Annotated in this window: 18 protein-coding genes; 5 read left to right on the top strand and 13 right to left on the bottom strand. The window is 40.7% G+C overall.

Annotated elements, in window-relative coordinates; translation table 11 throughout:
- Positions 1-59 precede the first annotated feature (59 nt).
- The 10 genes from QUB80_RS27925 to QUB80_RS27880 form a co-directional block, all read right to left on the bottom strand.
- A complete protein-coding gene (locus QUB80_RS27925; protein ID WP_289792725.1) occupies positions 60-2,378 on the bottom strand; it encodes a hypothetical protein in 2,319 nt (772 codons plus the stop codon).
- 261 nt (positions 2,379-2,639) lie between these two features.
- Positions 2,640-3,932, bottom strand: a complete 1,293-nt coding sequence (locus tag QUB80_RS27920; RefSeq protein WP_289792724.1) for an NAD(P)/FAD-dependent oxidoreductase — start codon at positions 3,930-3,932, stop codon at positions 2,640-2,642.
- Between the two features lie 33 nt (positions 3,933-3,965).
- Positions 3,966-4,931 (bottom strand): lysylphosphatidylglycerol synthase transmembrane domain-containing protein, encoded by a 966-nt coding sequence (locus QUB80_RS27915; RefSeq protein WP_289792723.1) that lies wholly within the window; start codon positions 4,929-4,931, stop codon positions 3,966-3,968.
- Complete coding sequence (locus QUB80_RS27910) at positions 4,928-5,905, bottom strand: glycosyltransferase family 2 protein (RefSeq protein WP_289792722.1); 978 nt, start codon at positions 5,903-5,905, stop codon at positions 4,928-4,930. The genes QUB80_RS27915 and QUB80_RS27910 overlap by 4 nt, the downstream gene beginning before the upstream one ends.
- A gap of 192 nt (positions 5,906-6,097) precedes the next feature.
- Positions 6,098-7,780 (bottom strand): glycosyltransferase family 4 protein, encoded by a 1,683-nt coding sequence (locus QUB80_RS27905; RefSeq protein WP_289792721.1) that lies wholly within the window; start codon positions 7,778-7,780, stop codon positions 6,098-6,100.
- A gap of 123 nt (positions 7,781-7,903) precedes the next feature.
- Entirely contained in the window at positions 7,904-11,014 is a 3,111-nt protein-coding gene (locus QUB80_RS27900; protein WP_289792720.1) for a glycosyltransferase, read from the bottom strand.
- Positions 10,989-12,479 (bottom strand): class I SAM-dependent methyltransferase, encoded by a 1,491-nt coding sequence (locus tag QUB80_RS27895; protein ID WP_289792719.1) that lies wholly within the window; start codon positions 12,477-12,479, stop codon positions 10,989-10,991. The genes QUB80_RS27900 and QUB80_RS27895 overlap by 26 nt, the downstream gene beginning before the upstream one ends.
- Before the next feature lie 58 nt (positions 12,480-12,537).
- Complete coding sequence (locus QUB80_RS27890; protein WP_289792718.1) at positions 12,538-14,385, bottom strand: class I SAM-dependent methyltransferase; 1,848 nt, start codon at positions 14,383-14,385, stop codon at positions 12,538-12,540.
- Positions 14,378-15,688: an ABC transporter ATP-binding protein gene (locus QUB80_RS27885; RefSeq protein WP_289792717.1), complete on the bottom strand. Its 1,311-nt coding sequence runs from the start codon at positions 15,686-15,688 to the stop codon at positions 14,378-14,380. Before QUB80_RS27885 ends, QUB80_RS27890 begins: the two co-directional genes overlap by 8 nt.
- 35 nt (positions 15,689-15,723) lie before the next feature.
- Positions 15,724-16,569, bottom strand: a complete 846-nt coding sequence (locus tag QUB80_RS27880; protein WP_289792716.1) for an ABC transporter permease — start codon at positions 16,567-16,569, stop codon at positions 15,724-15,726.
- 339 nt (positions 16,570-16,908) lie between these two features.
- Here QUB80_RS27880 and petP point away from each other — a divergent pair, with 339 nt between their 5' ends.
- From petP to QUB80_RS27860, 4 genes are all read left to right on the top strand, one after another.
- Positions 16,909-17,103, top strand: a complete 195-nt coding sequence (gene petP / locus QUB80_RS27875; protein WP_289792715.1) for a cytochrome b6f subunit PetP — start codon at positions 16,909-16,911, stop codon at positions 17,101-17,103.
- A 123-nt stretch (positions 17,104-17,226) separates the two neighbouring features.
- Positions 17,227-18,327, top strand: coding sequence for a Get3/ArsA fold putative tail anchor-mediating ATPase NosAFP (locus QUB80_RS27870; protein WP_289792714.1), 1,101 nt, complete (start codon positions 17,227-17,229; stop codon positions 18,325-18,327).
- A 150-nt stretch (positions 18,328-18,477) separates the two neighbouring features.
- Positions 18,478-19,518 carry a chlorophyll synthase ChlG gene (gene chlG / locus QUB80_RS27865; RefSeq protein ID WP_289792713.1) on the top strand — a complete coding sequence of 347 codons (1,041 nt, stop codon included), beginning with the start codon at positions 18,478-18,480 and terminating at the stop codon, positions 19,516-19,518.
- A gap of 109 nt (positions 19,519-19,627) precedes the next feature.
- Positions 19,628-19,915 carry a hypothetical protein gene (locus QUB80_RS27860; RefSeq protein WP_289792712.1) on the top strand — a complete coding sequence of 96 codons (288 nt, stop codon included), beginning with the start codon at positions 19,628-19,630 and terminating at the stop codon, positions 19,913-19,915.
- Positions 19,916-20,013: 98 nt separating this feature from the next.
- Here the strand turns inward: QUB80_RS27860 and QUB80_RS27855 are convergent, their stop codons facing one another.
- Positions 20,014-20,967, bottom strand: coding sequence for an MDR/zinc-dependent alcohol dehydrogenase-like family protein (locus QUB80_RS27855; RefSeq protein ID WP_289792711.1), 954 nt, complete (start codon positions 20,965-20,967; stop codon positions 20,014-20,016).
- A gap of 27 nt (positions 20,968-20,994) precedes the next feature.
- Here QUB80_RS27855 and QUB80_RS27850 point away from each other — a divergent pair, with 27 nt between their 5' ends.
- The gene (locus QUB80_RS27850; protein WP_289792710.1) at positions 20,995-22,023 is read left to right on the top strand and encodes a ChaN family lipoprotein; all 1,029 of its coding nucleotides are present in this window, start codon (positions 20,995-20,997) and stop codon (positions 22,021-22,023) included.
- Here the strand turns inward: QUB80_RS27850 and QUB80_RS27845 are convergent.
- Positions 22,020-23,036, bottom strand: coding sequence for an alpha/beta fold hydrolase (locus QUB80_RS27845; protein WP_289792709.1), 1,017 nt, complete (start codon positions 23,034-23,036; stop codon positions 22,020-22,022). The two genes, QUB80_RS27850 and QUB80_RS27845, sit on opposite strands and share 4 nt — an antisense overlap.
- A 214-nt stretch (positions 23,037-23,250) precedes the next feature.
- Positions 23,251-25,020 carry a pyruvate kinase gene (gene pyk, locus QUB80_RS27840; RefSeq protein WP_289792708.1) on the bottom strand — a complete coding sequence of 590 codons (1,770 nt, stop codon included), beginning with the start codon at positions 25,018-25,020 and terminating at the stop codon, positions 23,251-23,253.
- Between the last annotated feature and the right edge of the window lie 778 nt (positions 25,021-25,798).

Here is a 25,798-nt window from a genome sequence, read left to right as displayed (position 1 = left end):
GTTGGTTGCGATCGCGTTTGGGTAGAAAAAAGATTAATCCATGTTAATGGACGTTTGCTCTAAAGAGAAGTTTCTTGTGTTGGTTGTATTGCGAGTCGTCTAAATAGAACAGACAAAGCTCTATCATCCTCACGTGCAAATGTTGTCTGGTTATGATTCCAATCTGTATACTTAAACACAACACGGTTTATCCCTTTTAAGGCTTGAAATTGAAGCCTGCGTTCTATATTTGCACCTTTATTTAAATTGTTAAAGCTATCTACAGTTACACCGTTAATTTCAATCAAAACATTTTGAGCTTCAATTGGATTCTCAAATTTGAAAGATAAATTTAGTGACTGGGAATCTTTGAGCTTAAATACAATCTTAGTTTCTGCTCCTAAAGCCCAACGAAAAGTTTTTGGTGGAATTTCCTCAAAACCACTTAGCCCAGTTACAGATATAAAAGTGCTTCGTGAACGTATATCTAGTAAATTAGATTCCAAAAAGTTTAGAAAAGGTTCAAATTTAATTTCAGAACCGAGAGCTAAATTAACTTGATTTGACAATGCATCCGATTTAGGAATAAATGATAATTTGCCTGCTTCCGGAACCTTTGTTGCTACGGTAGGCTTCCCAAAACGTGAATAAAATTCTTGCACACAGCTTTCTGATAAAAAATCTGTATAAAGATTGATACCAGTAAAGTCATTTAACTTGTAGAACTCAGTGAAAAAAGACCATTCATCCTCACGCAAACACCGAACTTTTGGGCTTGTTTTTTCGAGATAAAATAAGCTATCGGGAACAAGTAAGTGATGCCATCCTGCCTGAAGATAAGGCTCGATTTGTGAAGGATGTAAACGACCAAAATACTTACCCATAACTTTCTTGTTATGGAATCTTCTGAGGGCAAAAATGGAACCATTTTGGTAAAAATATGGGCAAAGTCCATCAAGCGAGCCTACTGCATTGCCCCCTGCTGCACAAAATGGCCAATCTAGAACAGCTTCTCCCGGTTGCTGTTTAACATAATTTATGTAGGTAAAGAAATTCTGATCTAATAAGTAGGGTTGATAATTAAACTTGAAGGAGTAAGCAGTATAGATTTCTATACAACCTAGAAATATTAAGAGTGCTGAAAATAATATTTTTTTGCGTTCATGAAATATGTTCAAATTTATATGGATGGCAAATAAACAAAGTATTACTGAGTAGATAACAGTTGAACGACCTCCAACACGATTGAAACTAAACCAGGGAAATATCTTAAGTGTTTGTATATATTCTGGATGATAAAAAAGACAAAGAAAAAAAATAATCAGTAGTGGTATAAATATAAGAAACTTTTGGCGTGCTTGCCAAATTCCTATAATTGCTATTATTAGTAAAAACCAACCAGGGCTACCAGCACCTAAACTTTCTGGAGAATCACTAAATATTTTGTCAAAAACAGTTTGGCTTGGGTTAATAAAAGGTAAATATGGAATTAGTAATCTTGCAGGATGAGCAAAGAAAATGCCATTATCGATACCAGTAAAGTCAAAACTTTTAGCTTCTCTGAAAATTTGAATAACTAAAGGAACATAGATATAGCTAAAAGTACAAATAAGTGATATTAAAAGTAAGCATATACGACGATAGGCAACAAATTCTCTGAGGTACTGTTGGAACTGAGCATGGAAAGCTTCTTTAAGTTTGACTTTATGCTGTAAAAATCTATAAATTAGTAATATTAAAGAAAAACAGATAGAAACGGTAAAGGACATTAAAGCAAAACCAGCTATATATCCTATATCTTGACCTATTGCGAGTACTAAAAATAAAATTCTCACTAAAATGAATCTTAAGGATATATGATGTTTCAATACTAATCTCTTTACTAAAAGAAAGTCACAGATAAAATTAAGAACAGTCCAATGCAGTACAGCATAATTTAAATGATGGGGATATTTATTATTTGCATAAAAATTCATAAAAGCAATAATTATAGCTGCACCACTTGCACGGACAAATCCGTAATCCCTAACAAGTAAAGTAAATGAACCAATAATTGTAATTAATATACTGATAAGATAATAGAATTGTAACCAAGCACCAATACCAAATAAAGAGTATAAAATTGCATAGAAAATTTCTCTTTCAAATGACCAAGGTTGAAATACATTGTTGGTTCCATAAGGATAAAAAGCTTGATTATTGACTAAATTCAGATGGGGAAATGGTAAAAAACTTAAATTTTTAAATAAATAAAAACCTTGATATTCCCAAAGGTCGATATCACCAGGGCCAATTAGTGAATTTGCAAAATCTTTAATTACTAAAATACTAAAACAAAAAGTCAAAGTTAGCCAAAGAACAATATTCAGAATTAAGCATTTAGATTTGTTATAAGGCATACTAAATATCCTAAAATTTCACAAAATAGTTGTTGTAAATTAATGTAATAATGATATTAATTACACATTTGACTAATTTGCAAATTTATCATATTTATACCATTTCACGTTAATTACGATACACATGAATTTTGTAAAGACGCGATATATCGTATCTTTATACGGTTTGTATTTGTATCAGATTTTTGTGGAATAGTATGAGATAGAAAAATTTTTCCATGATGCTATCTAGTGTTGAGCATTAATATTTTTGAAGAATTCTTAATTATTCAAAACAGCATCAACTTCAAAAGCTACTTTAATGCTATTGTTCACACTTCTCTCATCAGGATAGACATGAGCCATATTAGCTACATAAAGATTAGGAACTGGTGTTTGATAAGCAGGTACTTTTTGAGAGAAATTTAAGTCACAAACTGTTGCGGCTGTTCTAGTTCGGAAAATTTTAATTTCTTGGATACCTCGATTATCTAAATCAGGAAAGATACTTTGTAGCTGGGCTTTAAATAAAGTGGCTATTTCTGAATTACTTTTATAGAAAATGGGATTTTGCAGCGTAGTATATCTTGATAAATAAGTTAGATGAAATCCTTGATATTCTTCTGGTGGGATAAAGTTAGTCTGTTCAATTACTCCACCAAACTCAAAACCTGGATCGGCTACATTCATCCAATAAGTTGCACTTAAAGGTTTTTGAGTAATAATTACAGCACAAATTGCCCCAAAATATTCTATTCTTTCCAAGTCTTGACGATATTCTACATATTCATTCGGTAATAGCTTTGCTAAATAAACTGTAGGAATTGTGATTAGTGTTTTGTCTGCTTTCATCTCTCTTTGAGGAGTTTTAACCCCAACAAGTTTTCCCTCGTCTGCAAAAATCAAAGACTCAACAGGAGCATTTTTAATAATTTTGACTCCTAGTTGCTCTAAAGCTAACTCTAGGGCATCTACAAGTCTCTGAAGACTGCCTCGCAGATATCCTAATTTTTCTTTACCTTGGGAACGAGATTTTAGCCGTTGCTGCATCCTGCCGATCATCCATGAAACTGGAATGCGATCGCTATATTCTCCAAACTTGATTTCTAGCATTGGGCGCCAGATCGTATCTGTAGTCTGCTTGCCTGCCCAACGATAAAACCAATCTAAAGCAGGAGTATTTTCATACTTTTGCCAATTTTGCTGTCGAGAAAGAAATATACTAGTTAATCCAAAGCGGATTTTATCTATGAAATTTAAGTGAGGAAAGAAAAGTAAATCTTTTGTTGTAGTAAATGGGTATAACTTTCTCCGGCGGTATATTCCCATTTTTGTTTCTACAAATCGGATATCTTGAGCCAGCCCCAATTCTTCTAGTAACCAGCGAATTTCTTGATCGTGGGTAAAGAAGTGATGGTAAAAGCACTCCAATTTAGTACCACCAACTTCAAAAGTAGATAGTAAACCCCCAAGGCGATCAGAAGCTTCAATTAAAGTTACTTTTTCACCTCGCTTTGCCGCTATATAGGCTGAGGCTAAACCAGTAGCACCACCACCAACAATCAGTAAACTCATGATGTTTTGATTTACAAAAGTCAATTACAAAAATTAAGTAGTTTGTTTAGCTTCGTGCTTCAGCTTACTTAGAGAAGAAAATCCAAAGTAAGGTATCAGGCTGACTCCCCAAAGCGTAATCGGAATGTATTGACAAGCGTGAATCAAAACTGAACAGGCAAGGGATTCGGCTTGAGGAACTTGCCAAGCACTCAAAGCTAATACTCCAAAGTATTGGAATGCTCCTAAATAACCAGGAGAAGAAGGAATTAAAACACCTAAGTTAACCAATGCCATCATAAATAGAGCAGCCGCGATAGGCACCTTTAAATTAAAAGCTTGAATTCCCAAATAGAACACTCCTGTTTCTATCAGCCAAATCCCCAAGGAAAGTACAAAAATGCTTAGAGGAAGAAAAGGAGTACGCCAAACAAGAGTTAATCCTTCACCAAATTTGATTAGCGCATCTCGCCATTTTGAAGCAGGAATTTGGGACAGTTTAGAATTCCAAAAGGGGCGTGTTAAAGCTAGGATGGCAATTACGCTGAAAGTTCCACCGAAAATAAAGATTCCTAACTTTCCTGTAGAATATGCCCAATTGGGTAAAGAGCTACCAATAATACTTATATAAAGGAAAATAGTGATAATTAAGCCATCAAAAATACGTTCCACAAAAATACTGGCAAGAGCAAGAGAGCGACTGATTTGGCACTTTTTCCCAATTGCTTGCGCTCTCACTAATTCTCCCAAACGACTAGGAAGTATGTTATTGGCAGCATAACCCAAAATTACAGCATAAAGAGAATTATCTAGCGATACACCAGTAGGCAACAGAATTTTCCACCGCACAGATCGCAGGAGAAAACCCAGGAGATAAACGCCAATCATCAATAAGGGGGCGATGGGTGAAACCGAGGTGAATGCTACTATTACCCTAGACCAATCTAGATTGCGAATTGTTAAGGTTAAGAGGAAAATACTAATTGCCCAGCCTAGCCAAAAGATGATTTTTTGCTTCAAAGTCGTGTATTCCCTGGTAATAAAGTGCTTGAGTTATCAAAGCCTCTTTGGTCTTTAATTATATAAAGGGGACGTTGTTTTACTTCATCGAAGATCCGCCCAATATATTCTCCAAAAAGCCCCATTGTAAATAGCTGCACGCCTCCAATAAATAGGAGGGATAAAATTAGAGAGGTAAAACCTGGCACATTTTGGGGGGAATAACCAAAGATTTTGAAGTTGAGAATGCGATGTAGGAAAAAGAAAATAATTCCTAAAAAAGAAATGATCGCGACAAAAAAACCAAAGGTGCCAGCAATTTGCAATGGACGATAGGAGAAGTTAATGATGCCATCTAAAGCAAGACGCATGAGTTTGCGAAAGGTGTATTTCACTTCTCCAGCAAAGCGAGCTTGGCGCTCATAGGGAATACCAATTTGCCTATAACCAATCCAAGAACGCAATCCTCTAATAAAACGGTTCCGCTCTGGCATGGCATTCAGCCAACTAACAACAGTTCTATCCATGATGCAGAAGTCTCCAGAATCGAGGGGGATTTCTATGGATGAACACCAAGCTAAAATTCTATAGAATAGATAGTAAGCTGATTTTTTGAAAAAATTTTCTTTTCTGTGAGTTCTGATGCCGTAAATAACTTGATATCCTTGACGCCACTTTTCTAAAAAGCGGTGGATCTCTTCTGGAGGATCTTGCAAATCGGCATCAAGAATAGCTACTACATCACCTTGAGCATAAACTAAGCCTGCACTAACGGCAGTTTGATGTCCAAAATTACGGGAAAAGCTGATATATTTAAATCTTGAGTCTTTTGCATGGAGTTTTTGTAAAAGCTCAAGGGTTTTGTCTTTACTACCGTCATCAACCATAATGACTTCAAAAGGCATCTGCCAATTTTGAGCGGCTGAAATGATTCGCCTATATAAATTAGGTATATTCTCCGCCTCATTGAAAGCTGGTATAACAACTGAAATCATGACATAGTAGATTTAAAAAAGATAAATAACCAAAAATTTTATCTTATTCGTTAATCAAAATTCTGCTTTAATACCAAATTAGTACGGCTGAGTCTGGTTTCAAAATTCTGGGATAGCCTATTAACCAATGGTTTTAATTTAAAATCCAAAACTTGTACTGAACTCGTTGAAGTATCCAAAATTTGCATAACATTACCTGCCCAATCCTCCTAAAGTAATTGATAAATTAGTCGTACTTTTTTGGGAAGTACTTTTAGCATTGCGACCAAGAGCAGCTAAAATTGACGGTCTATCAATGAGATACTGGAGGCAAACCTCTGCTTCAATCTCATCAGCATAAAATAAGCCACATTGCCCATTGCGACACATTTCGACAAGTTTGTAATTTTGTTCAGGAACCAATAACGGTAGCCCGCGCTTCATACTCTCCAGCAAATCTCGCTGTTTGCCATTTTCATCAACAACCCAAACCAGATCTACAATTTCCCAATCTTCAGGTTCGATCCAGTCGCTCATGATAAACCGAAAGTGTTTGCCATTGTCTTGTTGACGAAATTGCTCGATCGCAAATGCACACTCCATAGAAAGGCGATCGCCACTGCACAAGATAATGCGATCGCCTGCTAATGTCATCGTCTCTTGCTTCTGATAAACCTTCGTAATCTGCCGCACGTAGTTATTTAGCGTATCTTGTACTACCTGCTTATGGGCGTTACGACCCATCATTTCTACGTGTTTGCGGTTCTGAGCCATCTCCACCATTTTTTCAGCCAGCATTTGGGCGTTACCAGACTCAAACAAACAGCCTGTAACACCTTTTACCACTAGTTCCAGATTGCCACCAAGGGCAGAAGCCAAAACTGGGATACCCGCAGCCATTGCTTCTAGAATAGTTACTGGCTCATTTTCCGGCCAAATTGATGGTGTAATTAAAACATCTGTAGATTGGTAAACTTTCTCGATTTGAGTGTGATTAACTTTACCCCATAGCTTGACGACATCATCAAGGCGCATTTCTTTGACGAACTTTGCTACATCGTCTGCCATGGCACCGACACCGACGATGTTAAGCATACACAAACTGCCCAGGTAACCTTGTTTTTGCAGTAGCTCTATAGCACTGAGCAAAACATGAACGCCTTTATGTAAACCGAGATGCCCAATAAAGGTGAAGCGCATAGGGCCGTTTGTCGCAGTTTTTACCACTCGTGAAAAACGTTCGACATTTACACCGTAGGAAATAACACTAATTTTATCAGTAGGTATACCTGCTTTGGCATAGGCAGATGCTAAATAAGCACTCGGTGAGACAAAGCGATCAACTTTGGCAAGTTGCAGGGCAATGTAATCTTGTCGGATCCGGATGTGTAATCGCCGCCCTCGACTGTCCGTCAACTCTGGCAGACATTCTGCGCATTTTGAGAAGTCATGACAAACTTTTTCTGGTTCCTTAAGCAGAGTGTTTTTATAACAAAATCCCCAATGATCGTGCAGAGTCAGTACAGTTTTAATGCCACGCTTACGGGCGCGAGCTACAATACCTAAAGATAAACTGACAATATTGTGAAAGTGGATGACATCTGGGCGAACTTCTTCAACTACCGCCTCGAACAGATCATCAACCGCATGATTGTAAAAATTTTCACCGATATGATAGTCTTGCGCGTGCAAGATCACACGAAAAATCTTTAGCCCATCATAAGTATCCTGTGTAATTGAATAACGATGACAGCTATCATCATGCTTTCCACAGAATACAAATACCTCATATCCATTCTTTTTCAAGTAACACGCTTGCTCGTGGGCAATGATTTCTGCACCGCCAACGAAGAAAGGAGGGTAGAAATTGCTGCAAATTAGTATTCTTTTCAGCATAATGAACTAAAGAAAACGACTAAGTAGAAGGCAGAAGGCAGACGGCAGAAGGGAAAAAGCTTATTCTATCTGGTTTCTAGAGGCAAGCATCTTGACGTTTAATTATGTCCACCTACTTATATTTCAGTAGCGTGAATTTTGAAGGGCTAATTCATAGAAACCATTTGCTGAAGCAGCAATGGCTAGGTTGCCTTGACGGGGTGTGGGAGAAATTAAAGCTAGTGCTAGACCTCCCCACATTTCGCCTTTAAACTTGTTATTGTCGCCCTCAATGATGCGTCCTGGCACAAAATCTATATCCACCCAAACCACATAGGGTGAATCTTGCCATCTTGCACTCATCATGCCGCGCCGACACTCTGGGTTGAAAGAGTCATGCATCATTACGAACATCGGTCGCTTTGGCACATACTTCAAAATAATTTCTATATCTCTGCGAACACCATCAGCAGAATGATCGCCATCAATTAGTACAAAGTCTATGGGGATATCAGCTTCATCGAGGGCTTGAAATAGCAACGGTAGCAGAGTCGTTGATGATCCGGTCAAAAAGCTAACGTTTTCCATTGCTGGAACCCGTGAAGTTACTTCTGGATCGATATCAATCGAAAACACCATTTCCGAGTATTGTGCGATTAGTGACAGACTACCTCCGTAATAAGTACCAATCTCAATACTACATTTCGGCTGGTGTTGTGCTAGCAAGCCAATCAAGGCTACACGCTCCGAATCATTCATCTGCCAACGCTGAAGCAGACAGTTTGGGTAAAGTAGATCCTCGTAACGGAGGGTATCTAGGTTCTGGGTCTTTGTAGCATTCACAACCATAGTGTATGTTTCCTCCAGACCTAAGGCAGTCAGTACTTCCTGGGTGTAATCTTCCCAAGTTTTGAGCGTGCGGTCAATTGCTGCTTGAGATAATTCAGCAAGTAAGGTGCGATCGCTATCGCCTGACAAGTTATAAATTGCTTTAGCTAATGCTTGAGGATTAGTCATATCTACTACAACACAACCACCTCCTGCTGCTAACTCAGCCATCACACCTTGGCAATGACACAGACAAACTCTTCCATGCCAAATGCTTTCCAAAATCGGCATACCGTATCCTTCCACCAAGGAACTATAAACGGTGAAGGTGGATTCCTCGTATAGTCGATGCAATGTCGCATCATCTACTACTCCCAACCACTGAATGCGGGGTTCTTTTGCTGATGCCTCTTCGACAGCTTGATAGACTTCTGGCGCACCATCATAGCGGTTGCCAACGAGTGTCAGATGCCAATCCAGTTGGGGATATTTCTCGGCTAATATTTCACAGGCTTTGAGCAGGTTGCGGTGGTTTTTGCGCGGTTCTAGGGTAGAAACGCACAGCATATTTACAGAACTGGATTTAAGGTTAGGCATCTTCATATTACGAGGATGCTGACCAAATTCTCCAGGTAGTAAGACAGTGCTCACCTTGCCATGTGTCAAGTTCTGGAGATACCAATAATCTTGAACGCACTTGGCAGAATATTCAGAAATTGGGATAATGACATCGACACTCGCCAACATCTCCAAATATGGAGGAAACAGTGCGTTTATAGATGGGCTGCAAAACTCCGGATGCATTACCGGAATTAGATCGTAGAGGATGGCAGCTGTTTGCCACTGCTGCTGCTTGACGTAAGTAATAGCCTTTGTACAGCGTGGATCGATGATAGTTTCGGCAAAGAAAAACAAAACTGCCCGCCCTTGCGCTCCCGAATCGAGTGCCAGAAATTCGTCGAGGGGGATGCTGCCAAAACGTTCCAGAACTGTCTGGGCGTAGTTGGGCATTTCTGGGCCGTTAAACTGGCTTAATTGCTGATAACCTGCTTGGGAAGGAAGCACGTAGCGATCGCTTGTAAAATCCCAAACTACAAAGACAGGTGCGCAATGTTTTTGCAGGGCGCGGCAAATTTGCCGTGTCACTCTAATTACACCAGAATTAGCAGGATCGCGGCAGCTATTGGTGACATCTATAATTAGTAAGGGAAGATTAACATCACGGTTTAATGTGGTTTGCACTGCACTCTCAAGACAGTCACAATAGTTTTGCACAACGCTTTCCCAACGGAATTGAGATTGGAACCTCTTGTAATTGTCAGGCGATATAACTTGATTGGGAATTTTGCCTGCCAAAACGCAATCCGCTTTTTCTGCCATCTCTACTGCATCGGCGCACAAAAACCAAGGATGTACAACGACTTCCGGATGAGCGCCAAGGTTGAATACAAGGGCTGGCTGCTGTAGCCATTGCATCTCGGCTAGTGGCAAGTTAAAACCTTCCCAAAGCGATACAGAAATTCCCAGCGTCACGCGTTTCATAATTTCTTGTAGTTCTGCGTCGTCTGGGAATCCTAGCGGTTGAATATGTGCTTGTAAGTCTTGGGGAATGTCGATATCTAAAGGATGAGCTAAAATCAGCAAAACTGCCTGAGGATGTCGTTGAACTAGCCTACGCATAATCTCGAAGCAAGCTTCCGAATTTTTGTAGCAATTCGGCTCCCAACGTCCGAGGTTCAGGATGCACTTTTGCCCTTGTTGGAGAAGATTTTCAACTCGGAATAAAGCTTGTTGGAGACTATTGCCTGCTGTTAAAAATTGTGCTTGCCAAACCGATAATTCTAGGTGGTTGGCTCCATTGAGTATAGTGATAACTCCATCTTTTTGCCCGCGATCGGGGATACTTTGCGAGTGAGCAATAAAATCGCTAACGGCAATTATGCTTGTTGTTTTGGGCAGAAAAGTGCGTCGCATTTGCCGCACCTTGTTTTGAATGTATAAAGCGTGTCCAGAAAAACCATCAATCGGTACTGCCCCGTGATCCTGAAAAATCACTGTTTTGCAGACTTTGCGGAAAAATTCAACGGCTTGGAAAAAAGGCCATCCGGCAAACAAAATTACATCCGGTTGGCAAGTGCTCCCAAAAACGCTGTACCAATTTTGCTCTAGCCACTGAGCAGTGAACTCGTTAGAATTGGCATAATCATCGGGGGCTGGTGGAACAGTGATAAAGTCTTTGGCTATCTGCCTGACAATGTCTTCATCACAGCGATTGCCCATCATGTAAATTTCATGGCCTTTTTCTGCCAACCCTTTAGCGATCGTCAGCAGCACCCGATCTAGTCCGAATCGAAATAAAAATCTTTCGTTACAAATTAATATTCTCATTGCATCACCCGATTTATGCTTTCCATCCGATGACTGCATAATCCTGGCTACAAAGCAGGACATCTTTTAAAAATTGATTGTCCAAGTTATGATCGACACCCATTGGATGCAGGCGATGAATTTCAACTTGGCGAAATCCCCGATTTTCTAATAGAAACTGGGCTGTTGCTGGCGGGATTGGGTTACGGTGTGTGGGATCGAAATAAAAATTACAAGCTCCTACAATCAGGTTTTCTGGGTTTGGAGTTTCAAAGATGACGATGCCGCCAGGGCGCAGAACACGCAGCGCTTCGTCAGTCAAGTCGATTAACGTTTGTAATGGCAGATGCTCTATGACATGAAATGCTGATATGATCGCCAAAGAATTGTCTGGAATATTGCGTAAATGAAGCAGCCCGTCTGTTTGGACAACATCTAAATTAAGTTCTTGACAAGACTGCACCATTGTGATATTGATATCCACGCCGGATGACTTAATGCCACACTCGGATAGCAACTCAAGCCACTCTCCACGCCCACAACCAATGTCAATAGTTGGAGCATAATCACAAGACGCAAGAGCCTTTTCTACAAAGGGTATGTAAGTTTTCAGGCGATTTTTGATTTCTTCACGGCTACCGCGAAAACGGTCTTCAAAAGCTGTGTAAAATGCATCTGAAATATGCTTTTCTTCATCAACAAAGGTTTGGAGTTGCTCTTGATTGAAAGGTTCTGGCAATCGCTTTCTGGCTTCTTCTAAAAAAACAGAGAGCAAACGTTTTTGCTGGTTGAGATCATTTTTGAGGTAACTATCATTTCTAAAATGACGTTCATCTACCCTTTGCACATGAGAATCCACTTGGTGTAAATGCGAATCTGTTGTGTGCAAGCGATCGCCTACAACTTGCAAACGAGTGTCTACTGTATTTAAGCGATCGTCCATGTCATTCAAGCGACGATTTTTAGCTATTAAATGCTCATCTATTGCTCCTAGATGTTTATCTATTTCTGGGATGCGACTATCCACGGCACTCAAGCGCTTTTCAATACTGTTAAAGCGAGTATCCGTAGTATTTAAGCGCGTATCGATGCTGCTCAGACGAGTTTCTATCGCAGCAGAGGGATGATCCATTTGCGCTCTTAAGGCTGTTACTTGTTCTATTAGCTGCCGATTCAGCGCTACCGATTCTTTCAATGCCCGGATTAAATTATAGTTAACTTCCCTCTGGTCTTTAAATAGAAAATTCAATATTTTAAGAGCTACTTTTTGTATATCTTTGCTGACATTAAAAGGAAATTTATTTAAGTTATCCGGCCATTTACTGCGAACTTCAGATCTATACTCTGCATTTTTGAGCAAGCCTTCCATCAGTTCTAAATTGGCATTATATCTTGCCAATAGGTTACTATTTTCTGGTTTATTAATTAAACGTTTTTGTGGAGAGTAACTGCGACGTTTAGCTACTTCTGCACGAATTTTTTGCATTAATTCATCGACATTAATCTCTGGATTATCTGCTTCCATAATTATTCTTTATCCAACTTCTTCAAGCATAATTTTGTTGAAATTTGATTATACTCAATTAAGGCTTTGAGACAATGGCGATCGGAATATCCTCCATCAGTTGAGTGGGGGCTTCGTCAAGCCAACGCACAAATTCTTGCAGCATCGTTACTCTCAGGATATACTCACCCTCTTGCGGTGGTGACTGCACTCTGGCTGTATAAATGGCTTTTACTACACTTGTTGCCCAAGGGTTCCAGACTGTGCGTTTACAGCTATCTAATGGAGGAAATAGCTTTGTTCGCGCTCCTTCAAAAACTACACAGTCATGAGTTTGTGCATTTAACCAGTGATAAGAAATATGAACTGGATTAGAACCATAACTATGCAGAATAAATTCACTATAATTTTCAATTTTTAATTGAATTGTAAACTCACTATTAACTTCTACTGTCTTGGGATAATCTATTACTGATAATTGAATTTGTCCGTGAGCCAGAGGAGGCAAGGGTGGCATTTGTAAAAGATTTTTTAGCTGTTCTTGAGCAATCGGTTGATGAGATGCGATCGCAAACAGACTAGGAGCAGCACAGATTTCTCTTAAAGAATATTTTTTAACTAAACTTCCACCAGGATTGAAAGTATCACCAAACCATAAATATACATACTTAAAATATGTGCTTAACTGTCTTTTTAAAACTCTTGGTGATTGTTCATTGATATGCATGAGTAGTTCATATCTTGAACGAGGTTCTGGAGATAAATAAGCCCCTACAGAAGCAGCTATTTTTCTTTTGCGTGAATAATCGTATTTGTAATACCAAAGATTAGGAAAAGTGTGGACAACAAATAATCCTTCTGTCTTAAGACTATTTGCAATATTTTGATAAAGCTTTTCTACTTCTTGTGAAGATAAATGCTCAATCAAATCAGATGCCACTGCCAGGTCATACTTCCCTGACAATTTTAAATTGCAAACATCATCACAAATAAATTCTACTTTTGCTTGTAGCTGTTCTTCTCCATCAAAACACTTTTTTGCTAAGTCAATCGCACTTTGTGCATAATCAACAGCTGTAACGCCAAAGCCTTGATGGGCAAAATAATAACTTAGTTCACCCCTACCGCAGCCAAGATCTAATACGTGTCCTGATTTTTTCAAGCTCGCAATAGTAGCGACTGCTTGTAGTCTGACATCTTCTAATTTTTTGCCTTGATGTCTGTTGAAAGCCTCATAGCCTCCACAATCTTGCGTGTAATAGTTAGTTGTATAAGTATGACGAATAGCTAGACTAGATGGAACTGTGCTGTATTTACTTTCAAAAACTTGTCTGTGATATTCAGGAGCAACTTTGATTAATAAATCTCCGGCATAACCCGGTATCACTCCGAACCAATCTAGTAAATCAGCGTAGCGAAATAAAAAATCGCTCACTGCCATAAAATTTTGTCTTGTCCACAAATATCCATCTACAAGTACGTAGCGCCCTTGCCTAATTGCCACCTCTAAATCGTGAAAAGAACCATCCCCATCTTGTTGCCCATCAACATGAATTAGATCGTAGATATCACCAGGAAAGCTATTCATTGCTTGTGTATCAGCAACAATAAACTCAGCATCAAATGGTTGAGTAATTTTTTTTGCCCAATTTATTGCACCTTTAACACCGCCATAGCTATCTGTATCCAAATCAATACCAATATATTTGGCGGCAGAATAGCCATGCAAAAAAGCAGCCGCAGAATAACCAAAGCGTACTCCTATTTCTAGGATAGTAGCTGGTTGGAGAACGTGAGCGATCGCCCACTTGAGCTTGTAATAATCAACCCACTCATTGAAAAGATGTAATAAAGGATCTTCTAGATTAGCAGTCAATCTAAAATCATATTCTGTTTTTTTTGCTGCTTGAATGATGGACTCAAACATAAGCCTGTCGGTGAATCGAAACTGTAGGATAAAGATTGACTACGCCTGTCCAATGTATAGATTCTTTATTTTTGAACACTTTTAAATCGCTGATATTATGGGCATAAACTAGTGTTCGTTTAAACTGCCCATCTCCATATGCGCTATCAGCAACCCCCAAAGATATAGTGTATTCACCTTCATATAAAGGAACTTTAAAATTAAACTTGACTTCTAAGAAACTACCACTACTGACAGAACCGATTGTGGTTCCCATACAAAAAGTATTAGTTTCAAAAACAACCTCTCCGGTTCTATTTCTGATTTTAAAGCCTACATGAGGATCAGCGAATGATTCTTTAAATAACAATCCAACAGATATTTGTAATAATTCCTCGCTGATTAAAGATTTAATATCACGTCCATCTTCATTTAAGATTTTGACAAAATTGACACTAACTTCTGGAGAATTAATAATAACTTCATCAATGCTACCATTAAATATCTCTGAAGCTGTATTGTCAGAAATCATCGAAGTAGATTCTTCAGACAATAACTGAATTTCAAATGAATCAGGTTGATTGTCTCTTTTTCTTAAAAGCTTGGCTTCGTATAAATCGAGAACTTGCTTAGGCTTAGAATCAAGCATTATCTTGCCTGATTCCATTAACACAGCGCGATTGCAGAGTTTATAAACTGCATTGCGATCATGAGAAACAAATAAAAGTGTAGTGCCAGAATTTCTCAGTTCTCTAATTCTTTCAAAACATTTTTGTTGAAAATAAATATCCCCAACAGCTAAAGCTTCATCAACAATCAAAATGTCAGGATTAACACTTACTGCTACAGCAAACGCTAATCGAACAAACATCCCACTTGAGTAAGTTTTAACTGGTTGTTCAATAAAATCTCCAATATCAGCAAAAGCGGCTATTTCATCAAACTTAGATTCTAGTTCTTCTTGACTTAACCCCAAAATTCGCCCATTAAAAAAGACATTTTGCCGCCCTGTAAACTCTGGATTAAAACCGCTACCCAATTCTAATAAAGCCGAAATCCGGCCATTAACATGAACTTCACCTGTTGTCGGCGTCAGCGTTCCGGCAATAATTTGCAGCAGCGTACTTTTACCAGAGCCATTTTGACCGATAATCCCAAAAGTTTCTCCTTTAGGAATTTCCAGGTTGATATTATCTAATGCCCGAAACTCCTGAGCATGGCTTCTTCCGGGCAATAAAATTTCCTTAAGTCTATCTACCGGATGTTCATAGCGCTTGTAGCACTTAGATACATTTTTAAGCGAAATTGCGATTTCCTCACCCATACCACCATATGCTCAACTGCTAACATATTTATTGTTTACAACACATCGGCAAAGGCTGGACGTAACCGCTTATATACCCAGAAACCGCAACAAAATACGATCGCACATATCAAAGCAGCAACTCCCCACTCGCCCCAATGTTTCACTTCTCCTACTAAAACTAAGTCACGATAAACTTCAGAAATAGCTGTCATCGGATTTAACCAAAACACCCAATTCCGCCATTCTGGGGGAATTGCTGACGCTGGATAAACAATAGGTGTCAAATACAACCAAATATTTAAAATAACATTTAATGTTTGCGGGATATCACGCAAAAACACTGTCAATCCTGCTGTCAGATAACCTAATCCTGCTGTGAGCATTAACTGCGTTATCCAAATCAAAGGCAGTAGCGCTAAGGTAGAGTGCAATGTATGAGAAGTTAGCGCTGTAAAAAAAATCAACACCATTAGTCCAAAAGAACTCTCTATGAATGATGATAAAACTGGCACCAACGGCAATAAAGCTAGGGGAAATACCACCTTCTTGACTAAATTCGGCTGTCCAATCACTGAATTTGCAGATTGAATTAACCCATTACTAAAGGCAATCCAAGGCAGTAACCCTGCAAATAACCATAAACCAAAAGTAAAATTATTTTCTGGTAGCCCTTTTAGGTTCAGCTTGACTTTTAAAACAATTGAAAATACGTAAGTATAAATTAGTAACAGTGATAACTGATTCACCAAAGGCCATAAATTGCCCAAAACAGAACCTTTATACCGTGCTTCTAGATCGCGTCGCACCAAAGCTCTGAGCAAATCTAACTTTGCCCACCAAACCTCATTGATTGGCAACCAGCGTCGCAGCTTTCCTGCCCTACGGACAACTCCTCGCATTGTTTGCAACAATTCCTGCTTCCTCGCCCACTACCTACACACAATTTTTATTTTTGAAGTTGATCAGCTATGAAAGTTCCCCTTATTTTTTGATGGAAATAATTGCTACTCCAAACTCTGATTAAAAATATCTGGGCAATTTTACCATGAATTGTTTACTGTTATCTAAATATATTGTTCAGAAATTAAGCTTTATCAGTTTAAGTTAAACTATTTGGATCAATTCCTAGTCATCTTAACCGCTCTGCCATGTCATTTGTCATTAGTTGTTTTCCCCATATCCCCCTAGACACCGGATTCCGCTACACTGAGTTGTGGATTATTGCATTGTAATTTGGCATGGACATCGGACAAAAAGTTAAGGTTTATCGTTTGCGCGATCGCGTATCTAATCCCATTGCTCAAAGGCTAGGAAAAGTCGGTATCATCGAAGGCTTTAAAGTGACTGATGGTAGCGGCGTTGGTGTGGTGGTAAAGTTTGATGATAATTTTACCACCTGGTTTTTTGAAGACGAACTCAAAGTAGTACAGTAAGGAAAAACCCAGTTATCGGCGGCTGCGTCCGCTGATTGCTAAACTTCGGAGAGAAGTTACGAAAAAAAGCCGAGTGCTAAGTTGGAGTTGAAAAACCGGCGGTAAAAATTTAGGAATCAAGTAATGGCCCTGATACTGACATTTTTGGGCAAAGGCGGCTCTGCTCGCACTCAGGTAGCGATCGCCGCTGCCAAACTATTAGCAAGCCAAGGAAAGCGTGTACTTCTAGCTGGAAGTGCAGAACCAGCATTACAAATCCTGTTGGGGCTTCCTGTTGGCACCGATCCTCAAGAAATTGCTGCTAATTTGCAAGTCGTACAGTTACAAGCATCAACACTGCTAGAACGTAGCTGGGAAGATGTGAAAAAACTGGAAGCACAATATCTCAGAACTCCTATCCTTAAAGATGTTTATGGACAGGAACTCTCTGTCTTGCCAGGGATGGACACTGCCCTTGTCCTCAATGCAATACGCGAGTATTACGAAAGCGGCAACTACGATGCGATCATCTACGATGGCAGCGGCGATACTTCTACTTTGCGAATGTTTGGAATGCCAGAGTATCTCAGCTGGTATGTAAGACGATTTAGGCAACTATTTGTCAACTCCGATTTGGGAAAGACAATTTCCGAATCCCCCTTGATTCAACCGCTTGTTAGCACTTTTTTCAACATCAACTGGACGGCAGATAATTTTGCTCAACCCACAAATCAAGTCAACAATTTTCTAGACAAGGGTAAAGCTGCCCTCGCCGATCCCAAACATGTTGCTGCTTTTTTGGTGACAACTACCGATCTGGTTGAAGTTGCCTCTGCTCGTTACCTTTGGGGAAGCGCTCAACAAGTGGGTTTAACTGTAGGTGGTGTTATTCTTGTATCTTCGGACATAAACATCAATATATCTGGGGAATTTACTCCCTTGCCTGTAAGCGTAGTTCCCCATGTCAAAGCTGGTGAGTGGCAACCGCTAATGGATTCCCTACCTAACTTTGTCGCACAAGCACTACAAGCTCCCAAACCTATTGAAATTGACATTCATGAACGAAAAGTAAGCTTGTTTTTGCCAGGATTTGACAAAAAACAAGTCAAACTTACCCAATATGGGCCAGAAGTCACTGTAGAGGCAGGAGATCAAAGGCGAAATATTTTTCTCCCTCCAGCTTTGAGTGGTAGGCCTGTTGCTGGTGCTAAGTTTCAAAATAATTATTTGATTATCTCGTTTTAGAAAATGGTTAATGGGGATCGGGGACAGAAGAGGACACGGGGACAATGGGACGCGGGGGCGCGGAGAAAGATTTCCTAGCCCCTAGCCCCTAGTCCCCAGTCCCTACTACCCAGTCCCTAGCCCCTAGTCCCTATTTATTCAGTACGGCCTATGTCTGAATCAACTCCCATTACCACAAATTCCAATACATCTGAAGCCCTAGACTCAGTAGCAACAACTGAGGAAGCGCAAACCATTGCCAATCGTGGTGCTAAAACCAGGCAACTGTTGGGCATGAAAGGTGCAGCACCAGGAGAAACATCAATTTGGAAAATTCGCTTGCAATTGATGAAGCCCATCACTTGGATTCCTCTCATGTGGGGTGTAATCTGTGGTGCGGCTTCTTCTGGAGAGTATACTTGGACACTGGAAAATGTGTTTAAGGCAGCAGTTTGTATGTTGCTATCAGGACCATTGATGGCAGGTTATGTACAAATTCTGAACGATTACTACGATCGCGAAATTGATGCCATCAACGAACCATATCGCCCAATCCCCTCTGGAGCCATTTCTGTACCCCAGGTAATTACGCAGATTTGGGTATTACTTATTGCTGGTATTGCCCTGGCATTTACCTTAGATAAATGGGCAGGGAATGAATTTCCCACAATTACAACGATCGCCATCATCGGTTCCTTTGTTGGCTATATATATTCAGCCCCACCTTTAAAGCTCAAGCAAAACGGCTGGTTAGGAAGTTATGCCTTAGGTGCAAGCTATATTACCTTCCCTTGGTGTACCGGTCATGCTTTGTTTGGTGAACTCAATTGGAAAATCGTTGTTCTGACTCTAATTTACAGTTTGGCTGGATTGGGAATCGCCATTGTCAATGACTTTAAGAGCGTAGAAGGCGATCGCAAATTAGGATTGCAGTCATTACCTGTAATGTTTGGCGTTACCACTGCCGCTTGGATTTGTGTGGTGATGATTGATGTCTTTCAAACCGCGATCGCTGCCTATCTTATTTATATTCACGAAAATTTGTACGCGGCAATTCTTATATTGCTCATCATCCCACAAATTACCTTCCAGGATATGTATTTCCTGCGCGATCCCCTCAAAAATGACGTCAAATACCAAGCTAGCGCTCAACCGTTCCTAGTCTTAGGAATGCTTGTTGCTGGTTTAGCAATTGGTCATGCCGGCATCTAAATCAATACTTCTAGAGTAAGAAGTCAAGAGTGAGGAATGAGAGGTTAAGATCGCATATAACTTCTCGATCCTCACTCAAATTTTTTTACAGATTTGCACAAGAATTGCCGTGTCTCAGATAATATATTTTCTAATTCATATAATTCAACAATTTTTAGTGCCTCTTTGCTTAATTAGTGCTTGGGCATTAATAATTCTCGTTGGATGGAGTTTATGGTCAGCAACACGCGATAGTGTCAAGACAGCAAAGCAAATGCATCAAATTCCCTGCTCTAGCTGCCAATATTTTACCGACGACTATCGCCTTAAATGCACTGTCCACCCTTGTATTGCTAATACAGAAGAAGCCATAAATTGTTTGGATTACCAAGCAAAAACAAATGCGATGTTTTATTAGGGATCGGGGACTGGGTACTGGTGATTGGGAATTGGGAGAGATTTCATTTACATTCCCCGTGTCCCCTTGTCCTCTTCCTAGCCCCTAGCCTCTATTTCCTAGTGCATTTCTAGCAAAACCTTTAAAACACCTTTTGTTTGCGCATGGGCAAATGCTGCCAACCCTTCAGTTAGGGGATAGCGAGCGTGAATTAGGGGTTGTACGTCCACTTTGCCTTGTGCTAGCACCTCCAATGCTAGTGGAAACGGGCCGCAGCGTGAACCTATCAAAGTAATTTCATCTACTACCAATGAGGAAGCATCTAAGCTGAGATTGCCGGCATAGGTGCTTTTAAGAACTAGCGTGCCACGGGGACGTAAAGCACGAAGCGCGATCGCAAATCCTTCGGCATTGCCTGTACACTCTACTGAAACATCAAAAGTTTTGTCTGTGACAGCATCAGCAAAGCCTGTTTTTATACCCCGTGTTTCTAAATTAGCCAATTTCTCAGGATGACGCCCGATTACTGATAAGTCACAGCCACTTAATGCCAGCGTTTGTGCTACTAATTGCCCCAGTTTGCCATCACCAACTACAAGTACTCGCTCATCTGGATGTAATTTTACCTGCTGCTGAATTTCCAATGCTGCGGCTACAGGTTCGGTAAATGTTGCTACTTCTGTGGGTATATGATCCGGTACGATATGTAAATTCTCTATTGGTAAACACAGATAGTCACTAAAGGCTCCGTTACGATTAACAATGCCAAGAACTGTGCGGTTTTCACAGTGAGTTGAGTTACCGCTACGACAAAAGCGACACTGCCCGCAAACAGCATTAATTTCCCCAACAACACGTTGGTTGATTAAATGTTCTGGCCCTTGTTCCACAACGCCGACAAATTCATGTCCTAAAATGCCAGTGAAGGGATAATAGCCTCTGGTAAGTTCTAAGTCAGTATTGCAAATACCAGCGCACAAAACCCGTACCAAAGCTTCTCCTGGTGGTGGTTCAGGAACAGGAATGTCGCTCAGTAATTGCAGTTGTTTGTTTTCCAGCCAGAGTCCTTTCATATTTAAAGCTGTACTGAGACACCTTATATGCAATCCAAGTTACAGTCATCCGCCAAAATATTAGCAAACAAGCAGCAAAGCTTCCAAACGAAAAAACTATTTTTTTACTTTTTATCTTTTACTTTTTACTTACTATTTTCCACCTTACCTGCTTGCGCCCAAACAGTAAAAAATTCTTGCCCTCCCAAATTAGTAATCGCTACACCGCCCAGAAATTTAGATACCATTTTTCCAAACTTGGAGCAAAGTTGTGGTGAAGCTGAAAAATTTATTTCCAGCCCGCAACAGATGCTATCAGAATTAGCGCAGGTGGATGTAATATATTTGGGGGAAACTCATAGCAGAAGCCTCGATCACCAAAACCAACTCAAAATTATTCAAGAACTTTACCAGCGTAACCCGAAAATAGCGATCGCAATGGAAATGTTCCAGCGCCCCTATCAAGGTGTTGTCAATGATTATTTGGCAGGTAAACTAACAGAAGCACAACTGATTGAGAAAAGCGAGTACGAAAAACGCTGGGGTTTCCCTTGGGAAAATTACGCGCCCATCCTCCGCTTTGCCAAACAAAAACAACTGCCCGTCTTAGCCTTAAACACCCCTACAGAAATTACTCGCAAAGTTGCCCGTCAAGGATTAGAAAGCCTCACCCCCTCGGAACGGCAATTTATTCCTCCATTTGCAGAAATTCGCACCGATAACCAAGAATATCGCGAATTAGCACTCCAAGCCTTCCAACACCATCAAGATGCAGGGCATGGTAACAGCCCTAGTGCAGAACGCTTTTTCTTAGCACAAGTGCTATGGGATGAAACAATGGCAGAGGCGATCGCCAAGTTCGTTAAAGCAAATCCTAATCGCCAAGTGGTAGTGTTAGCTGGCGCTGGACATATTATCTACGGTTACGGTATTCCTAGTCGCGTGGAACGTCGGCTTGAAAATCAAAAGTTTACTCAGCGATCAGTTTTACTCAGCCCTTCTGAAGATGCGACAACGGGTAAAACTCCAAAAGTGGCAGATTTTATTTTGGATAAGACAAACCCTTTAGCTTTCTAATCATAGAAGATTCTTTGGGTGCTCAATCTCTGAATCAGTTGATGAACTGCACTAATAACTAACTCAGGCTGATCTAGCGGAACAAGATGCCCGCTATTTTCTGCAATTATATGTTGGTTATTTGACGATAATTTAGTCAAGTCTAATTGAAGCGATGACCACTTTTGGAATCTTTCGTCACTAATCTGTGGATCTTTAGCGCCTTGAATCAATACGATTAAAGGCAGTTCGCCTAGTGATATTACTGTTTGTAATTGCTCAAAGCTTTTTCCTATACTGGCACGTTCACTATATACGGTTGCCCAATAGTGGGGGCGATAACAGTAGGATTTGTAGGTGTCAAACAAAGCTTGTACTGCCGACGGATATTTTTGAGTTTCTTGCTTGATGTCCTTAAGCATTGGCAACAGGTTCAGTTCCCCGATTAATCGCAGCACACCAACTTGATTGGCAATTCTCATAACCTGATAAAGCCACAACTGCCTTTGAATGCGTCTCCACGCATCAGATGTCATCTGATTTTCATGAACAGAATCTACTAACACTAATCCGACTACATCTTTTGGATATTGACTGGCATACAGCCGCATATTGGCTCCACCCAACGAGTGTCCTACCAAAATATAAGGAGGCTCGATCCCAGCTTTATTCAGAAGTTTATGTAATTCATCAACGCTCTGCTGGCTGGTGCGCGGTGTTCTGAAATTGGGATCGCTCCAACCCAAACCCGCACGATCGTAGGTGCAGACACGAGTAAACTTGGCGATTTCAGATGGAACCAAGCCCCATGTAATTGAGGGAGCACCACCGCCAGCATCCATGACAACCGTTGGCGTACCCTGCCCGACACAGTTGAGATGTAAACGAAATCCTCCAATATCAACAAGTTCACCGTGTGGAGGATATCTACGTCGATCAATGGCTTCACTCACTGCTTGATAGACAATCCCCGCAAATAATCCGATTGTGGTAATGCCTAACCCAGTCACGATCAAATTTTCCGCGATCGTCATAGCAAAGTTTATGTGGCTGATACTGCTGCACTCAAGTTTATCTTTACTACCAATTAATTTTTGGAAAATTGTACGTTAAAGCAACAGAAGCGATCGCATCTTACTGAAAGCTTTGCCAGCCTAGCTTGAGAGCAACTAAGAAAATATTGAGGAGTGAGGACAATGGGAATTGGTTTTTACCGATGTCCGATACCCATTGCCCACTTAACCACTTCTACGGCGTTCCTACTGCCCCAGAATAAATCACACCTCGCTGCGTATCCATTGTCAAAATTGCTCCATCGCGAATCACCTGAGTTGCCTTTTTCACACCCACAATCACCGGCACGCCAAGACGCAAACCAATTACTGCTGCGTGACAAGTGAGACTTTCTTCTTCAGTAATAATACCGCCTGCTTTGCGAATTGCTTCCACAAAATCGGCATTAGTGCGAGGTGCAACCAGAATATCCCCAGGATTAAAGTTACTCGCATCCATGCCAGTGTGAGCTACTCTGGCTCTACCGCTAACAGAACCTTGTCCGAGTCCAATTCCTTGACCGAGTACTGCTGTTACGACTTCTACCTTGATTAAATCTGTCGAGCCGGAAATGCCTTGCAGAGTACCTGCCGTCATTACCACCAAATCTCCCTCACATACCAGCTGATTCTCCAAAGCAACATTAATAGCTGCTTGGAAAGTCTGACCGGTAGAAGGCAATTCCAATACTAGTAGCGGTTTGACTCCCCATACCAATTGTAGTTGTCTGGCGACATTCACATGGGGTGTAACAGCCAAAATCGGCGTGTGGGGACGAAACTTAGAAACATTGCGGGCAGTGGCTCCAGTTTGTGTCAAGCTCATAATAGCTGCTGCTCCCAACTGTTCGGAAATTTGCCCGACTGCTTGGCTAATAGCGTTGGGAATAGAACGTTTACTGTCTTTTGCCTGACTGGCGTTTGTATTTTGTGCTGCTTCCTGCTCGATTCTTTCGGCAATACGCGCCATAGTTGCTACAGCTTCTACCGGGAACTTGCCCACAGCCGTTTCATTGGAGAGCATGACAGCATCAGTGCCATCGATAATCGCATTGGCTACATCCGATACCTCGGCACGTGTGGGACGGGGGTTGTTAACCATACTATCCAACATTTGGGTGGCGGTGATAATTGGAATCCCCAAGCGATTGGCAGTGGCTATTAGCTGTTTTTGCAATATGGGTACATCTTCGGCTGGAAGTTCTACGCCTAAATCCCCTCTGGCAACCATAACGCCATCACACAAAGCCAAAATTGCTTCCATTTGTTCAATGGCTTCGTGTTTTTCAATTTTGGCAATGACTGGCACTTGCTTACCTGTGCTGGAAATAAGTTCTTTGATTTCGATGACGTCTTGCGGATTGCGAACAAAGGAAAGTGCTACCCAGTCTACACCTTGATCTAAACCGAACATGAGATCCTCACGATCTTTGTCGGTCATGGCTTTGACAGAAAGATATACTCCGGGAAAGTTCACACCTTTATTGTTAGAAAGTGTCCCACCGACAGTGACACGACAATGCAAATCGCCTTTGTCTCGGTTCACCTCCTCTACCTGCATTTCTACTCGTCCATCATCAAGAAGGATTTTTGCTCCGGTGGGAACTTCGTCTGCTAGATATTCGTAGGTAACGCAGCTAATATCCTGTGTGCCAACGACTGGACGATTTGTTAAGGTAAAGCGATCGCCACGAACTACCACTATCGATCCATTTTCAAATTTCCCCAAGCGAATTTTCGGCCCTTGCAAATCTTGGAGAATACCGACTGGTTGATTCAATTCAAAGGCTATTTGCCGAATTAAACGAATATTGCGTTGATGATCGGCATGAGAACCGTGAGAAAAGTTTAGCCGCAACGTGGTGGCACCAGCTTCAATAATTGCTTTGAGCATTTCTGGGCTACTGGTGGCAGGGCCGATCGTGGCGACAATTTTTGTCCGACGTACAGAATCTCTTAGTTGCATAGGGGCTGAAACTTAGGAGCTACTCAGGGAATTATCGTAATTTGAAAGTCTACCTGTTGTCTGTGCCTGCTGAATCAGTCATTTCAGCTGACTGTTGCTTGGCATGGAGGGAATGTTGTAAGGAGACTGGTTGTACAGGTATCTGTGAGGAGGGGATGAGGGACAAAATCGAAAAATTATGGAAGGGGCTTTAAACCCCTCCCAAATTTTGCAACATTTCCCAGTACCCAGTACTGAGTACCCAGTCCCCTTTACACATCCGATTAATCAACAAAAGCTTAGAGTCTCGTCTGGAATCATACCTTTAATTAGCCCCTGATATGCGAAGATAATCGATAAATCTTGCTATACAAAACTTCAAATCTCTATAATCTTTCAGAGCGGATTGTAATTTATCTAAGGATGCGATCAAGATTGAATTTGTTTATTTGCAGCTATCATCTTTTCAGTAGAGTAGTTCAGACAGTCACTGCTGTTCTATATTATTGGCTGGTGAAGTTAATCTACTGTAAAGTTCAAGCGCTTGGGATCCCTGCAACCACCCATGGGGAACTCTACACAGTTCAATGGGCAGCTCTTGACCAAGAACCAATTGCCAAGGAGGATAACTATGTAGGGAAAATCAAGCGCAGGCTAATCAGAATTGCTTCTGAGTCGTCCATTTTTCTTGATGGCAATACTTCCCTAAATCATTGACTCCAAAGAAGTCATTAATCGGTTTATCCCACTTTCAGGGAAGCTGCGACTCTCACTGTCAGCTGCCTTCTAGGGATTTTAC

The organism is Chlorogloeopsis sp. ULAP01, from assembly GCF_030381805.1.
GTDB lineage: Bacteria > Cyanobacteriota > Cyanobacteriia > Cyanobacteriales > Nostocaceae > Chlorogloeopsis.
Note: the sequence above shows the minus strand (reverse complement) of the source record. Positions and strands in the feature narration are given on the sequence as shown.